9 protein-coding genes are annotated in these 15,265 nt (G+C 65.5%); 7 read left to right on the plus strand and 2 right to left on the minus strand.

The annotated features are described in order from the left end of the window. Positions 1-53: 53 nt before the first annotated feature. The 3 genes from CSC74_RS07350 to CSC74_RS07360 all read left to right on the plus strand — a co-directional run bounded on the left by CSC74_RS07350 (position 54) and on the right by CSC74_RS07360 (position 5,202). A complete protein-coding gene (locus tag CSC74_RS07350; protein WP_162313804.1) occupies positions 54-1,958 on the plus strand; it encodes a M61 family metallopeptidase in 1,905 nt (634 codons plus the stop codon). A 173-nt stretch (positions 1,959-2,131) separates the two neighbouring features. Beyond that, entirely contained in the window at positions 2,132-3,352 is a 1,221-nt protein-coding gene (locus tag CSC74_RS07355) for a lytic murein transglycosylase (protein WP_162313805.1), read from the plus strand. A 170-nt stretch (positions 3,353-3,522) separates the two neighbouring features. Then, complete coding sequence (locus CSC74_RS07360; protein WP_162313806.1) at positions 3,523-5,202, plus strand: serine hydrolase; 1,680 nt, start codon at positions 3,523-3,525, stop codon at positions 5,200-5,202. 173 nt (positions 5,203-5,375) lie between these two features. Here the strand turns inward: CSC74_RS07360 and CSC74_RS07365 are convergent, their stop codons facing one another. Continuing rightward, positions 5,376-9,080: an indolepyruvate ferredoxin oxidoreductase family protein gene (locus tag CSC74_RS07365; protein WP_162313807.1), complete on the minus strand. Its 3,705-nt coding sequence runs from the start codon at positions 9,078-9,080 to the stop codon at positions 5,376-5,378. Positions 9,081-9,245: 165 nt separating this feature from the next. On the opposite strand from CSC74_RS07365, the gene CSC74_RS07370 reads away from it, so the two are divergent. From CSC74_RS07370 to CSC74_RS07385, 4 genes are all read left to right on the plus strand, one after another. Then, the gene (locus CSC74_RS07370; RefSeq protein ID WP_211369579.1) at positions 9,246-9,875 is read left to right on the plus strand and encodes a tetratricopeptide repeat protein; all 630 of its coding nucleotides are present in this window, start codon (positions 9,246-9,248) and stop codon (positions 9,873-9,875) included. 75 nt (positions 9,876-9,950) lie between these two features. Further along, positions 9,951-10,652: a 2OG-Fe(II) oxygenase gene (locus CSC74_RS07375; RefSeq protein WP_162313809.1), complete on the plus strand. Its 702-nt coding sequence runs from the start codon at positions 9,951-9,953 to the stop codon at positions 10,650-10,652. Between the two features lie 59 nt (positions 10,653-10,711). Continuing rightward, positions 10,712-12,427: a gamma-glutamyltransferase gene (gene ggt / locus CSC74_RS07380; RefSeq protein WP_162313810.1), complete on the plus strand. Its 1,716-nt coding sequence runs from the start codon at positions 10,712-10,714 to the stop codon at positions 12,425-12,427. A 30-nt stretch (positions 12,428-12,457) separates the two neighbouring features. Beyond that, a complete protein-coding gene (locus CSC74_RS07385) occupies positions 12,458-13,642 on the plus strand; it encodes a hypothetical protein (protein WP_162313811.1) in 1,185 nt (394 codons plus the stop codon). A 117-nt stretch (positions 13,643-13,759) separates the two neighbouring features. On the opposite strand, the gene CSC74_RS07390 is transcribed toward CSC74_RS07385, so the two are convergent. Further along, positions 13,760-15,247: an AAA family ATPase gene (locus CSC74_RS07390; RefSeq protein ID WP_162313812.1), complete on the minus strand. Its 1,488-nt coding sequence runs from the start codon at positions 15,245-15,247 to the stop codon at positions 13,760-13,762. Positions 15,248-15,265: the final 18 nt, after the last annotated feature.

Raw genomic sequence — 15,265 nt, forward strand, 5'->3', positions numbered from 1 at the left:
GGATGGGCTGAGACGTTACGATGCGAGCCTCGTCGGGAAACCATGTGGTGTCCATGTCCAAGCTGCCTGCCTTGCTGTTGTCGTCGCTGTTGCTGGTCATCGGCGTGGCGCATGCCGACGAGCTTCGTCCGCAGGCGGTGGTTGCCGACGTCGACTATCCGGGGACCCTGCAACTCAGCGTCGATGCCACCGACATCGCGCGCCGCATCTACCAGGTGCGCGAGCGCATTCCGGTGCGGGCCGGTCCGTTGAAGCTGTGGTATCCGCAGTGGATCCCGGGCAACCATGCGGCCACGGGGCCGATCAACCAGTTCGCCGGTTTGGTGATCAGCGGCAACGGCCAACGCATTCCGTGGCGGCGCGATCCGCTGGATGTATATGCCTTCGAACTGGAAGTGCCGGCGGGCGTGGATACGCTGGAAATCGAATTCCAATCGCTGTCGCCGACCGCCGCCGACCAGGGCCGGGTGGCGATGACCACCGAACTGATGTCGGTGCAATGGTCGCGGCTGCTGTTGTATCCGGCCGGCTACGACGCGCGCCGGATCCGTTTCCAGCCCAACTTGCGGCTGCCGACGGATTGGCAGTTCGGCAGCGCGCTGGAGAGGACAGGAAGCGACGGCGACACGATCCGCTTCCAGCCGCTGGCCCTGGTCGACCTGGTCGATTCGCCGGTCTATGCCGGCCGCTACTTCAAGCGCTTCGACCTGGATCCGGGGGCGAAGGTCCCGGTGCATCTCGACGTGGTCGCCGATGCGCCGGAACTGCTTGAGGCAAAGCCCGAAATCCTCCAAGCGCATCGCGCACTGGTGAAGCAGGCCGATCGCGTATTCGGGACGCGCCCGTTCGCGCATTACGACTTCCTGCTGGCGCTGTCGGACCAGTTCAGCGGCATCGGCCTGGAGCATCACCAGTCCAGCGAGAACGGCACCTTCCCCGGCTACCTGACCGGCGATGCGCCGTTCACCGACAACTATCTCTTGCCGCACGAATACACCCACAGCTGGAACGGCAAGTCCGTGCGCCCGGCGACGTTGTGGACGCCGCACTACAACACGCCGATGCAGAACGACCTGCTCTGGGTGTACGAAGGCCAGACCGAATTCTGGGCCTGGGTACTGGCCGCGCGCGCCGGCCTGTACACGCCGCAACAGGCGCGGGAAGTGCTGGCCGCGACCGCGGCGACATTCGAACATCGCGCCGGCCGCGGCTGGCGCGACCTGCAGGACACCGTGTACCAGGGCATCGTCGATTTCAACGACGCGCCGCAGGCGTGGGAAAGCTGGCAGCGCGGCTACGACTTCTACGACGAAGGCATCCTGGTCTGGCTGGATGTGGATACCAGGCTGGACGAACTGTCGAAGGGGAAGCGTTCGCTGGACGATTTCGCCCGTGGCTTCTTCGGAGGCTACGAAGGCAAGCTGGAAGCACGACGGTATGGTTTCGGCGATGTGATCGGCGCGCTGGAAAAAGTGCAGGCGCACGACTGGGCCGGTTACCTGCGCGAGCGCATCGACAGCCATGGACCGGGTGCGCCGCTGGACGGGCTGGCGCGCGCCGGCTGGAAGCTGGTCTATACCGACACCCCGAACCTGGCGATCGCCGATGCCGCGAGCGACGGCGAATACGACGACTTCCGTTTTTCGCTGGGCCTGAGCATCGCCAGCGACGAGGGCAAGGTCAACGAAGTCCTGTGGGGCGGTCCGGCGTATCGGGCCGGAATCGCCAAGGACATGCAGGTGGTCGCGGTGAACGGAATCGCCTACAAGGCCGAGCGGCTGGGGCGTGCGATCGGCGCCGCGAAGTCGGGCAAGCAGGCGATCGAATTGCTGCTGCGGCAGGGCGAGTCGTATCGCAGCGTCCGCATCGATTACCACGAAGGATTGCGGTATCCGCATCTCGAGCGCATCAATGGCACGGCCGATGGACTGCAGCGATTGCTGGCACCGCGCCGGTGAGGTGGAGGGAGCGCCGTCCCGGCGCGAGCTCTTCGTATCGCATCAAGACAACAGCAGGAGCTCGCGGCGGGGACGCCGCTCCCACGGTCTTGCCTTTCCAGGAAGAAGCGCTTCATCTGCCACTCAAGTTGGATTCTCCTACAATCGGGCGAGGCAACAAGGAGATCCGCATCATGAAGACCCGGCTGGTGCTTGGTGTCGCATTGCTTGCGGTTGTGGGCGCGCCTTCAGCCCATGCCGATGAATTGGTTTTCAACGACTGCCTCGCCGGTCTGCGTGGTCAGGCGGCAGCGGCGGGGATTTCCGGCGGTTCCTTCGATACCTACACCCGTGACCTCGTGCCCGACATGGGCGTGCTGGAACTGCTCGACGCGCAACCTGAATTCACCACCCCGATCTGGGACTACCTCGCCGCCCTGGTCGACGAGCAGCGCATCAGCGATGGCCAGGCGATGCTCGCGGCCCATGCGGCGACGCTGGCGCAGGTCTCGCAGCAATACGGCGTGGATCCGGCCACGGTGGTCGCGGTGTGGGGCGTGGAAAGCGATTACGGAAAGACCTTCGGCAAGCGGCCGCTGCTGGTGTCGCTGTCCACGCTGTCGTGCTTCGGCCGTCGCCAGGAATTCTTCCGCGGCGAATTCTTCGCCACGCTGAAGCTGCTGCAATCCGGCGATCTCAAGCCCGAGGGACTGACCGGTTCGTGGGCGGGCGCATTCGGCCATACGCAATTCATGCCGTCGACCTACCAGCGCATCGCCGTGGACGGTGATGGCGATGGCCGGCGCGACCTGGTCGCCAGCATTCCCGATGCGCTGGCCTCGACCGCGAACTACCTGAAACAGGCTGGATGGCGCACAGGCGAACCTTGGGGATACGAAGTGAGATTGCCCGCGGGTTTCGACGCCAGGCTCGCGGGCAGGAAGAACAAGCGCCCGTTGTCCGACTGGATCGCGCGTGGCGTGACCCGTATCGATGGCGCTTCTATCCCGGCGGCCAACATGCAAGCCGGCGTGCTGCTGCCGGCCGGAGCGAACGGGCCGGCGTTCCTGGTGTTCCGCAACTTCGACGCGATCTATTCCTACAACGCCGCCGAAAGCTATGCGCTGGCCATCGCCACGCTGTCCGATCGCCTGCGTGGCGGCGGAGCGCTGGTCACGCCCTGGCCGACCGACGATCCGGGCCTGGGCCGTGGCGAACGCAGGCAGTTGCAGACCCTGTTGCTCGCGCGTGGCCATGCCATCGGCGAAGCCGACGGCATGATCGGTACGCTGACCCGACGCGCGATCGTGGTCGAACAGCAACGGCTCGGGATGCAACCGCAGGATGGGCGCGCGGGACGCAAGATCCTCGATGCGCTGCGCGAGCAGGGGCCACCCGTATTACCGCCACTTTGATGTTCGTGGTCTAGCGCATGCTCTTGTGGGAGCGGCGTAAGCCGCGAAAGGGAGCCTGCTAGCGCCGGGGTCAAGCGATGATTCGGTATCACCGCCTTCGCGGCTTACGCCGCTCCCACAAGAGCCGGCGCTGGCATACTCCGCTTATCCGATAATCTCAGGAAAAGCGCATGCGTCTGCCCATCCTTTCGCTCCTGCTCGCATTCGGCGCGTCGTCGTCGGCCTTGGCCGCGACCCCGGCCCCGGCCCCCAAGGCCGATGTCGCCCGCTATGCCGAAGCATTGCTGGAACAGGCTTACCCCGATGCCCACGCGCCAGGCGTGGCGGTGCTGGTCGCGCGCGGCGACGAAGTGCTCTACCGCGGCGCGCGTGGCGCGGCCAGCATCGAACTCGACGTGCCGATGTCGCCCGACCAGGTGTTCCGCCTGGGCTCGATCACCAAGCAGTTCGCCGCCGCCGGCGTGTTGAAACTGGCCGAGGACGGCAAGCTCTCGTTGGACGATCCGCTGATGAAATTCGTACCGGGTTACCCGGGCGGTGAAAAAATCACGGTGCGTATGCTGCTCAACCACACCTCGGGGATCAAGAGCTATACCGACATTGTCGGGGTGATGGACGGCCCGATCCAGAAGACCGTCGGCACCGCGCAACTGATCGACACCTTCAAGAACGAGAAACCGGACTTCGCCCCCGGCGAAGGCTGGAAATACAACAACTCCGGCTACGTGCTGGTCGGCGCGGTGATCGAGGCGGCCAGCGGCATGCCGTGGCACGCCTGGTTGAAGAAATCCTTCTTCGATCCTCTGGGCATGCAGCACACCGGTTACGGCGACGAAGCCGTGGCGGTGATCCCCGGCCACGTCATGGGCTACACCCTGAAAAATGACCAATGGGCGGTGGCCATGTACCTGAGCATGACCCAGCCGCACGCGGCCGGTGCGCTGGTGTCCACCGTCGACGACCTGTTGCGCTGGAACCGTGCGTTGCACGAGGGCAAGGTGTTGAAGGCCGACAGCTACCGGCAGATGATCACCCCGGTCGGCAAGGCGGCCGATGAGCATTACGGCTTCGGCATTTCCCATGAGGCCTTCCGCGGGACCGACATGCTGCAACATGGCGGCGGCATCTTCGGCTTCAGTACGTTCCTGCTCTACCTGCCCGTGGAAGACCTGACCGTCGCCGTCCTCTACAACGCCGACAGTGGCCGGCCGCCGGGCATCGGCACCGGGACGTTGGCGCGCATGCTCGCGGCACAGGCCATCGGCAAGCCGTATCCACAGAAGAAGGCGATCGCGATCGATGCCGCCACGCTGAGGGAATACGAAGGCGTCTACCGCATCGACAAGGAGGCCGCGCGCGTGTTGCGCGTGGTCGACGGGAAGCTGACCTCGCAGCGCACCGGCGGGCCCGCCTATGCCTTGATCCCGATTGCGAAGGATGTGTTCCTGTTCGATGAGGGCCTGTCGCGCATGACGTTCGAGCGTGATGCCGCCGGCAGGATCTCGGCCATGCGCTTCTTCGCCGATGACGAGGGCGAGGGGGACGTAGTGAGGCGCTCGGACGAACCGTTGCCGAGCGAGCGCGATCCGGTCGCGTTGCCGAAGCCGGCGCTGGAGCGGTTGGTCGGCAAGTACGCGCACCAGGGCATGCTGATGACGGTGGCGCTGGACGGCGAAAAGCTCACCGCGCAGCTCGCCGGTCAGCCGGCTTTCGGGATTTTCGCCGAATCGCCGACGAAGTTCTTCTTCAAGGTCGTGGAGGCGTCGCTGGAATTCGCGCCGGGCGATGCGCCTGCTTCATCGGTGACGTTGCACCAGGGCGGGCAGGCGATCGAGTTCAAGCGCGAGTAACCCGTGGGAGCGCCGTCCCGGCGCGAGCTCTTGCCTGCCTTGTCCCCCAAGGGGATTTCCTTCGGAGCGTAGGTCCGAGCTTGCTCGGACGCTTTTAACGTTGACGCCAGAGCATCCGAGCGAGCTCGGATCTACAAAAGTTCGCGGCGGGGACGCCGCTCCCGCATTTGCGGTCAGGCCGCCTGCACCAGCGGGATCTCGTGCGGGTTGTTCCACTTGGCCAGCAACGCCGCCTCGCGCGCCTTGGCGGTGTGCAGGTGCGCTTCCTTGACGTGGCCGTAGCCGCGGATGTGCTCGGGGATGCTGGCGATCTCCACCGCCAGGGCCAGGTTGTCGCCATTCAGCGCGGTCACCAGTTCGCCGATGGTCTTCTCGTAGTCGCCGATCAACCGGCGCTCGCCCTTGCGTTCCCCGGTGTAGCCGAAGATATCGAGCATGCCGCCGCGCAGGAACCGGAACTTCGCCATCAGCTTGAATGCGGTGAACACCCACGGGCCGAATTCCTGCTTGACCAGCCGGCCCTGCGCATCCTTCTTCGCCAGCAACGGCGGCGCCAGGTGGAAGTGCAGCTTGTAGTCGCCGTCGAACTGCTGCTCCAGCTTGCGCTTGAAATCGCCGCTGGTGTACAGGCGCGCGACTTCGTACTCGTCCTTGTAGGCCATCAGCTTGAAGAAATAGCGCGCCACCGCCTCGCTCAACGCGGTCGAACCGGGCGCGCGCATGTGCTCGGCATCGCGCACGCGGTCTACCAGCGCGTTGTAACGCTGCGCGTAGGCGGCGTTCTGGTATTCGGTGAGGAAGGCGATGCGGCGCTGGATCAGTTCGTCCAGCGAGCGCGACAGGCGCAGGTCGTCCAGCGGCAGGAAGGCGACATTGCCCTCGCCGTTCGCGTCCTGCAGGCCGCGCACTTCGTGTTCGTTGTCCGGCGTGCGCGGCGCGCTGGGGCTGGCCCATTCGCTGGTTTCCCATTCGCCGGGCGGCAGGATCTGCAGACCGTGCGGGGTGCGCTCGGATTCGGTCTGGGTGTTGCGGATCACCCCGGCCGCTTCGGCGACCGCGACCGGATTGACCACGGCCAGCCGGCCCCAGGCGAAGGCCTGGCGGTTCATCTCGATCGCCGCGCCGTTCAACTCCACCGCGCGCATGATCGCCTCGTAGGAAATCGGCACCAGTCCCTGTTGCCAGGCATAGCCGAGCATGAACAGGTTGGCGGCGATGGCATCGCCGAGCAGCGCCGTCGCCAGCACGGTGGCGTCCACCTGCAACGGTGCACGGCCACCGAGTGCCTGGGTGACCGCCGATACGATGCCGGCGGCGGGGAATTCCATGTCCGGGCGCGTGGTGAAGGTGCCGGGCATCGCCTGATAGGTGTTCAACACTACCTGCGAGCGTTCGCCACGCACCTTCGACAGCACCCAGTAGTCGTTGACCACGACCATGTCGCAACCCAGGACCACGTCGGCCTCGCCGGCGGCGATGCGCACCGCGTGGATATCTTCGGGCGTCCTGGCGATGCGGATGTGGGTGGTGACCGCGCCGCCCTTCTGGGCCAGGCCGGTCTGGTCGAGCACGCTGGCGCCCTTGCCTTCCAGATGGCCGGCCATGCCCAGCAGCGCGCCGATGGTGACCACGCCGGTGCCGCCGACGCCGGTGATGAGGATGTTCCAGGGCTGTTCGAAATCGGCCTTGAACACGGGAGCCGGAATGCTCGCCAGCAGCTCGGCCGGATCCTTCTTCTTGCCCTTGCGCGGTGCGCCGCCGTGCACGGTGACGAAGCTCGGGCAGAAGCCATTGACGCAGCTGAAGTCCTTGTTGCAATTGGACTGGTCGATCTCGCGCTTGCGCCCGAACTCGGTTTCCTTCGGCAGCACCGACACGCAGAAGCTCTTCACGCCGCAATCGCCGCAGCCTTCGCAGACCAGGGTATTCACCATGACGCGTTTTTGCGGATCGACCAGCTTGCCGCGCTTGCGGCGACGGCGTTTTTCCGTCGCGCAGGTCTGGTCGTAGATCAGGATGCTGGTGCCCTTCACTTCACGCAATTGCTTCTGCACCTCGTCCAGGCGCTTGCGGTCGAAGAATTCGACGCCGGACGGGAAGATCTCCGGCTTGGACCACTTCTCGATCTCGTCGCTGACCACGACGATGGTTTGTACGCCCTCGGAGCGCATCATGTGCGCGATCTGCGGCACGCTCAGCGTTCCATCGACAGGCTGGCCACCGGTCATCGCCACCGCGTCGTTGTAGAGGATCTTGTAGGTGATATTGACGCCGGTGGCGACCGACTGGCGGATCGCCAGCGAACCGGAATGGAAGAAGGTGCCGTCGCCGAGGTTCTGGAACACATGCCCGGTTTCGGTGAACGGCGCCTGCCCCGACCAGGTCACGCCTTCGCCGCCCATGTGGGTGAAGGTGTCGGTGTCGCGGTCCATCCAGGTGACCATGTAGTGGCAACCGATGCCGCCGAGCGCGCGCGAACCTTCCGGCACCACCGTGGAGGTGTTGTGCGGGCAACCGCTGCAGTAGTGCGGCACGCGCGGGAAATTGGCGCGCGGCAGCGCCATCTCGGCTTCCTTCTCCTCCATCCAGCGCAGGCGCTGCTCGATGGATTCAGTCGTGAAGAAACGCTGGATGCGCTTGCCGATGACACCTGCAATCGTCGCGGGCGTGAGCTCGCCGGTGGAAGGCAGGATCCATTCGCCGGCTTCGTCGTACTTGCCGACGATGGACGGCCGCGGCCCCGCACTCGCCGGCCAGTTGTAGAACTGCTCCTTCATCTGCCGCTCGATGAAAGCGCGCTTCTCCTCGACCACGACGATGTCTTCCAGCCCGTGGGCGAAGTCGGCGATGCCGACCGGCTCCAGCGGCCAGGTCATGCCGACCTTGTACACGCGGATGCCGATGTCGGCGCAGGCGGCCTCGTCCAGGCCCAGGTATTCCAGCGCCTGCAGCACGTCCAGGTAGCTCTTGCCGGTGGTGACGATGCCCAGCCGCGCGCGCGGCGAATCCAGCACGATGCGGTCCACGCCATTGGCGCGGGCGAAGGCCTGCGCCGCCTTGACCGCATAACGGTGCAGGCGCATTTCCTGGTCCAACGGCGGATCGGGCCAGCGGATGTTCAAGCCGCCGTTCGGCATTTCGAAATCTTCCGGCAGCACGATCCGGCGCGCGAACGGATTCACTTCCACCGACGCCGACGACTCCACCGTCTCGGCGATCGTCTTGAAGCCGACCCAGCGCCCCGTGTAGCGGCTCATCGCCCAGCCGACCAGACCCAGGTCGAGGATGTCCTGCACGCCGGCCGGATTGAGCACCGGCATCATGGCGCTGACGAATTCATCCTCGGAGCCATGCGGAAGCGTGGACGAGCGGCAGTTGTGGTCGTCGGCGGCCATCGCCAGCACGCCGCCATGCTTCGAGGTACCGGCGGCGTTGCCGTGCTTGAACACGTCGCCGCAGCGGTCCACGCCCGGACCCTTGCCGTACCACATCGAGTACACGCCCTCGACCTTGGCGCCGGGGAACAGGTTGGTCTGCTGGGTGCCCCAGACCATGGTCGCGCCCAGATCCTCGTTCAGTCCAGGAATGAATTTCACCTGCGCCTCGGCCAGGTGCTTCTTGGCCCGCCACAGCTCCAGGTCGAAACCACCCAGCGGCGAACCGCGGTAGCCGCTGATGAAGCCGGCGGTCTCCAGCCCCGCCGCCTGGTCGCGCAAACGCTGCATCAGCGGCAGCCGGACCAGGGCCTGGACCCCGCTCAGGTAGATGCGGCCGTCGGTGCGGGTGTACTTGTGTTCCAGCGAATAGTCGTTGTCCAGCACCCCAATCTGCGGGGTGTTGGCGGACGAGGGGGAAGTGAGTTCGGCGGTGCTGGTCATGGCTGGCCCGGGGGTTGCGACGGCTGGCGGCGTCCGGGGGAAGGCCCGGCGCAAAGGTGCGAAATTGTAGCAGCGGGACATTTTGTGACCCTTATCACTCGATATTTGTGCGCTGCAGCGGTTACGATGACTTTGGGAAGGTAATTGCTGTTGAAGGGGAACCGCATGACTTTGCAAAGATTGGTCTTGGCTGCTGCCTTGGCCCTGGCTGCATTTGCCGCACAAGCGCAGACGCTGACGAAGCCGAAAGAATTCTATTTCGACGAAGATCGCAACACCGCACGGTTGATCGTGGCCGTTGCAGGCGAGGGCGAGCCCTTGGCCGAGCAGTTGGTGAAACAGATCGAGCGCAATCGCAACCGGGTCGAGTCCACCGCGCAGCTCGCCCACGTGGCGATAGGCCAGGGCCGGATCGAACTGGGCGAGAAGCTTTACCAGGAAGCGCTGACCAGCACCGAAGGGCGCGGCACCCTGGGACGGGCGGTGCGCTGGAACTATGGCTGGGACCTTTACCGGCTGGACAAGAAACCGGCTGCCCTGGCGCAATGGACCGAACTGGCCAATGGCTTCGGTTCGCCGTCGTGGGTGCCGCCGACCCTGGCCCTGGTCCTGTGGGACCTGGATCGCAAGGCCGAGGCGGTGCAGTGGTATGCGGCCTCGGTGCGGACCGAACCCAGCCAGTGGAGCGATCCGGCCAATTTCCCCGCCCTGCTGCCGGGCTGGAGCGATCCGGAGCGCAAGCGCCTGGCCGAAGTGTTCGCCGCCTGGCAGGCCGATCCGCCCGCTTGGCCTTAACGTCGTCGCGCATGACAGAATCGGGGACGTGGCGAACCTGGTCCACGCCACGACCGCGATAGCGCACCCAGCACGATGATCAGCAACGACCTGGATGTAACTCCGTACCGCGCGCGACTGCTCGGCCACGGCCGGGTGCAGATACCGCGATTCCTGCAGGAGCCTTCCGCCCAGCGACTGCACGACTGCCTGCGCAACGAAGTTCCGTGGAGCACCGCCGTCCGCAGCGACCGGCCCTCGCCGCCGGGTGCCGCCGGGCCCATGGCGCCCGACGGGCCGCTGCACCAGGACATGCTGCAATGCCTGTACGAGCGCGCGCGCGACGATTTCGAATTCGTCTTCGACCGCTACCGGATGATCGAAGCCCGGCGCGATGGACTGGATCCGGGATTGGCGCTGCATGTGGTCGTGGATTTCCTCAACAGCCCGCCGTTCCTGCAATTCGCCCGCGAATTGACCGGCGATCGCGACATCCGCATGGTCAGCGCCATTGCCGCGCGCTACCGCCCCGGCCATTTTCTGAAGCTGCATGACGACAAGTCCGGCGAGGAAGACCGGGCCTTCGCCTACGTGATCAACCTGAGCCACGGCTGGCAGGCCGACTGGGGCGGATTACTGGAATTCCTCGATGGAAACCAGGACGTGGTGGAGACCTTCACCCCGCACTGGAATTCGTTGAGCCTGTTCCGCGTGCCACAGAGGCACCAGGTCAGCCTGCTGGCGCCGTGGGCGAAGGAAAACCGCTACAGCATCACCGGCTGGTTCAGGCGCAGCTGAGCGGGTCACAGAGACGACATGCCCGGGCACGCCGGGAAAACATTCCGAGGAGAACGACGATGCGCCGATTGATGCTGCTATCCGCCCTGCTGCTTGCGTTGCCGGCCGTGGCCGCCGACCGCATCACCGGCCGCGAGTTCGCCACCCGTTCGGAAGTGATCGCGCCGCGTGCGATGGCGGCGACCTCGCATCCGCTGGTCACCCAGATCGCCTTGGAGGTGATGAAGAACGGCGGCAGCGCGGTCGATGCGGCGATCGCCGCCGATGCGGCGCTGGGTTTGATGGAGCCGACCGGCAGCGGTGTCGGCGGCGACTTGTTCGCCATCGTCTGGGATCCGAAGACGAAAAAACTTTACGGTTACAACGGCTCCGGACGTTCGCCGAAGGCACTCACCCTCGACTATTTCCAGAAGCAGGGCCTCACCGACATCCCGCCGTTGGGTCCGTTGCCGGTCAGCGTGCCGGGCGCGGTCGATGGCTGGTTCGCCCTGCACGAGCGCTTCGGCAAGGCGTCGATGCAGGATGTGCTGACGCCGGCCATCCGCTACGCGCGCGAAGGCCATCCGTTGGCCGAGACCATCGCCTATTACTGGGCCCGTTCGGTGCCGAAGCTGTCGAAGTACCCCGGCTTCAAGGAGCAATTCACGATCGACGGTCGCGCGCCGCGCACCGGCGAGATGTGGAAGAACCCGAACCTCGCCGACACCCTGCAGAAGATCGCCGACGGCGGCCGCGATGCGTTCTACAAGGGCGAGATCGCCCACGTCATCGATGCCTACTTCAAGGCCAATGGCGGTTTTCTAAGCTATGAAGACCTGGCCGCGCATCATGGCGAATGGGTCGAGCCAGTCAGCACCGACTATCGCGGTTACGACGTATGGGAACTGCCGCCGAACGGCCAGGGCATCGCCGCGTTGCAGATGCTCAACGTGCTGGAAGGCTACGACTTCTCGAAGATCCCGTACGGCAGTGCCGAACACGTGCACCTATTCGTCGAAGCCAAGAAGCTGGCCTTCGCCGACCGCGCGCGCTGGTATGCCGATCCCGCGTTCCAGCCGGCGCCGGTGGCCAGGCTGATTTCCAAGGCGTATGCGGATACTCGCCGCAAGCTGATCTCCGCCGACAAGCCCTTGCGCGAAGTGCGGCCGGGCACGCCGGCCGAACTCGATGAAGGCGACACCATCTACCTGACCACCGCCGACGCCAGCGGCATGATGGTGTCGCTGATCCAGTCCAACTACCGCGGCATGGGCAGCGGCATGGCGCCGCCGGGACTGGGCTTCATCCTGCAGGACCGCGGCGAGATGTTCGTGCTTAAGGATTGCGAAGGAGCCGCTCCGCATCCCAATTGCTACGCGCCCGGCAAGCGTCCGTTCCAGACCATCATCCCCGCGTTCATCACCAGGGACGGAAAACCTTTCGTCAGTTTCGGGTTGATGGGCGGGGCGATGCAGCCGCAAGGCCACGTGCAGATCGTGATGAACCTGGTCGACTTCCACATGAACCTGCAGGAAGCCGGCGACGCGCCACGCATCCAGCACGAGGGCGACACCGAGCCGACCGGGCAGAACACGGCGATGAGCGATGGCGGCGTGGTCCAGCTGGAAAGCGGATTTCCCTACGAAACCATTCGTGCGCTGATGGACAAGGGCCACCACGTGGAATGGGCGCTGGGCCCGTACGGCGGTTACCAGGCGATCCGCCGCGACCCGGAGACCGGGGTGTACTTCGGCGCTTCGGAAAGCCGCAAGGACGGCCAGGCCGCAGGCTATTGAATGATTTTTTTGCGCAAGGAATGGACACAAATGGATCGTAGTCGTCGTGCGGCAACCGCATTGATCGTATCGCTGGCGTTGTACCTGGCTTTGCCGCTTGCCGCAGCCAGGGAAGCACCGGCTTCGTCGCAACAGCGGCTGGCCGAGTTGCAGCGGCTGGAAAACGATCCGCAGGTCAAGCGCGCGGGCGAGGCCTGGAACAAGGCCAGTCGGGAGGCAATCCGCCAGCACCTGCGCGCGGTGGCGGCACAAGGCGATCCGCGCAGCCTGCTGGCGGCGTCGATGCTGTGGTCCGGATTCGGTCATCTTGAAGACAATGCGCAGCCGTTGCGGGCGAAACCCGCACAGGAAACCCGTGCCTGGTTCGACGCCGCCCGCCGGGCCCGTCCGCGCGATGTGCTGGTGGCCTGGATCGAAGCCAGCGATTGCAAGGGATTGAGCGACAGCTGCAATGCGCGCGAAGCGTTGCAGTTCCTGCTGCAGGCGGAACCGCAGAATGCGGCCGTGCAAATGCTGGCCGTGGCCGCTGCCGGCAAGCGCGGCGACGGCAAGGCCATCGATGGCTTCTGGCAGGCGATTGCCGCCGCCTCGATCCACGATGCGCACACCCTTGAGATCGGCCAACTGCTGCACGCGACCATGGCCGACATCGATCTGCCGCCACTGGATCCGCGCCTGGCCCAGGCCATGGGCCTCCAGTTCGGCTTGAACCGGCCGGCCACCGCGCAGGATTTCGCCGAAGTGGGCGTGATAGGAATTTGGATGGCCCAGGCCATGCCGGGATTTTCGCCCGTCACCCACGAATGCGAGGGGGAGAAACTGGCATCGGCCAGCCTCAACCGGCAGGCCGAATGCGAACGCGTGCTGGAGCTGCTGTCCGCCGACGAATCCACGCTGTTCGGACCGATGATCGGCTTGTCGAAACTGGTCGAATTGTCCGGCGACAGTGCGGAAGGGAAAGCCTGGCGTGAGCAACTGCGGCAGTTCTACTGGATCTACGAGAATGCGCAGCAACACATGATGGGAATGGCGCCCAGCGATACGCTTCCCGCCGAGTACGGCGCCTGGTTCATGACGGAAGGCGAGTTGCCGGCCATGCGCAAATTGCTGGCGCATTACGGTTTGCCGATACGGGCCCCGGCGGGGTGGCTGCCGCGCGAGCCGCGCTATCGCGCTCTGGTCAGCACCGGTCGGGAAGCCGCCAGCGCCGAGTAAACAGCCACTCCTCGCGATGTGTCCGTAGGAGCGACGCAAGTCGCGATGCCTTCGCGGACAAGCAAGAGCATCGCGACTTGCGTCGCTCCTACAAAAGCCTCGGATCTCCTGGCGCGTTCAGTCGGCCGGCACCGTGCGCTCGCTGGCCCAGGCGCGCAGCGCCGCCACCTGTTCGGCCATCATCACCGACAGCGGGCGGGTGTTGCGGATCTCCTGCATCAGCAGGTCGGTATCCAGCGCTTTCCTTTCCGCATGCGCGGTGTACAGCGCGGCGACGATGGCCTGTTCGATCTCGGCGCCGGAGAAGCCGTTCGCTGCTGCGGCCAGGGCCGGCAGTGCGAAATCGTCCGCGGCCAGCTTGCGTCGTGACAGGTGCAGGCGCAGCACGTCCACCCGCGCATCGGGGCCGGGCAGGTCGACGAAGAAGATCTCGTCGAAGCGGCCCTTGCGCAGCAATTCGGGCGGCAACTCATTCACCTGGTTGGCGGTGGCAACAATGAATACCGCGCCCTTGCGTTCGGCCATCCAGGTGAGCAGGTAGCCGAGCACGCGCCGCGACACGCCGCCATCGCCTTCACCGCTGCCGCCGGCCAGGCCTTTTTCGATCTCGTCGATCCACAGCACGCACGGCGCCAGTTGCTCGGCAGAAGCTAGCGCGCTGCGCAGGTTTTTCTCGGTTTCGCCGTGGTACTTGTCGTACAGGGTGCCGAAATCCAGGCGCAGCAACGGCACCCCGAAACCGCCGGCGGTGGCCTTGGCCAGCATCGACTTGCCGCAGCCCTGCACCCCCAGCAGCAGCATGCCCTTGGGCGGGTCCAGTCCCGGCGGCGCGTTGCCGGAAACGAAGACGTCGCGGCGCTGCTCGATCCAGCGCTTCAGCCGGCCCGCGCCGGCGACGTCGGTGAAGCGCGCGGTGTCGTATTCGTAATGCAGGTGGCCGCTGCGGTTGAGCAGTTCGAACTTCAATTTGGAAAGCTGCGGCAGGTCGGCGGCGCTGAGCGCGCCGTCGTCGTAGATCAGCTGGCGGGCGATGCGCCGCGCGTCGGTCAGGCTCAGGCCCTGCAGGTTGCGCACAATCTGCTGCACAGCCTCGCCATCGGCTTCGACCCGGCGGCCACCATTTTCGCGGGCGTAGTCGGTGGCTTCCTCGCGGACCATCTTCAACAGCGCGTTGGCATCGGGCAGGCGCGGGTTGAAGCGCACCGCCACCGCCTCCAGTTCCGCCGGAAGTTCGACCTTGGCCCCGACCAGGACCACCACGTGCGGCTGGCAATGCCGGCGTTGGACGATGTCGCGTAGTTGGCGCTGGCTGCTGGCGTAGCCCAGGTAGGGGTGGAAATCGAGCAGCAGATAGATGCCGCGCTGGCTGGCCTGCTTCATCGCCTGCAGGGCGGCGCTGGCGTCGGGCGGGCCCTCGGCCTCGTCCTCGCGATCCATGTCGATTCGGCGCAGGCCCTCGGTGATCGACCAGCGGTACAGCGCGCGCCAGACCTGCGACAAGGCCTGGCGGAACATTTCGACGATGCGCGTCTCGTCCTGGGTCTCGATCACTATCAACGGCGTGTTGGCGCGGATCAGCGCGGTCAGGTCCTGCAGTTCGGTCACGATCGGTCCGGGTCCATG

The organism is Pseudoxanthomonas yeongjuensis, from assembly GCF_010093345.1.
GTDB lineage: Bacteria > Pseudomonadota > Gammaproteobacteria > Xanthomonadales > Xanthomonadaceae > Pseudoxanthomonas_A > Pseudoxanthomonas_A yeongjuensis.

Coding starts and splice junctions, on each gene's coding strand:
- CSC74_RS07375 (WP_162313809.1), top strand. CDS start 9,951: ATGATCAGCAACGACCTGGATGTAACTCCGTACCGCGCGCGACTGCTC.
- CSC74_RS07385 (WP_162313811.1), top strand. CDS start 12,458: ATGGATCGTAGTCGTCGTGCGGCAACCGCATTGATCGTATCGCTGGCG.
- CSC74_RS07365 (WP_162313807.1), bottom strand. CDS start 9,080: ATGACCAGCACCGCCGAACTCACTTCCCCCTCGTCCGCCAACACCCCG.
- CSC74_RS07350 (WP_162313804.1), top strand. CDS start 54: ATGTCCAAGCTGCCTGCCTTGCTGTTGTCGTCGCTGTTGCTGGTCATC.
- ggt (WP_162313810.1), top strand. CDS start 10,712: ATGCGCCGATTGATGCTGCTATCCGCCCTGCTGCTTGCGTTGCCGGCC.
- CSC74_RS07360 (WP_162313806.1), top strand. CDS start 3,523: ATGCGTCTGCCCATCCTTTCGCTCCTGCTCGCATTCGGCGCGTCGTCG.
- CSC74_RS07370 (WP_211369579.1), top strand. CDS start 9,246: ATGACTTTGCAAAGATTGGTCTTGGCTGCTGCCTTGGCCCTGGCTGCA.
- CSC74_RS07355 (WP_162313805.1), top strand. CDS start 2,132: ATGAAGACCCGGCTGGTGCTTGGTGTCGCATTGCTTGCGGTTGTGGGC.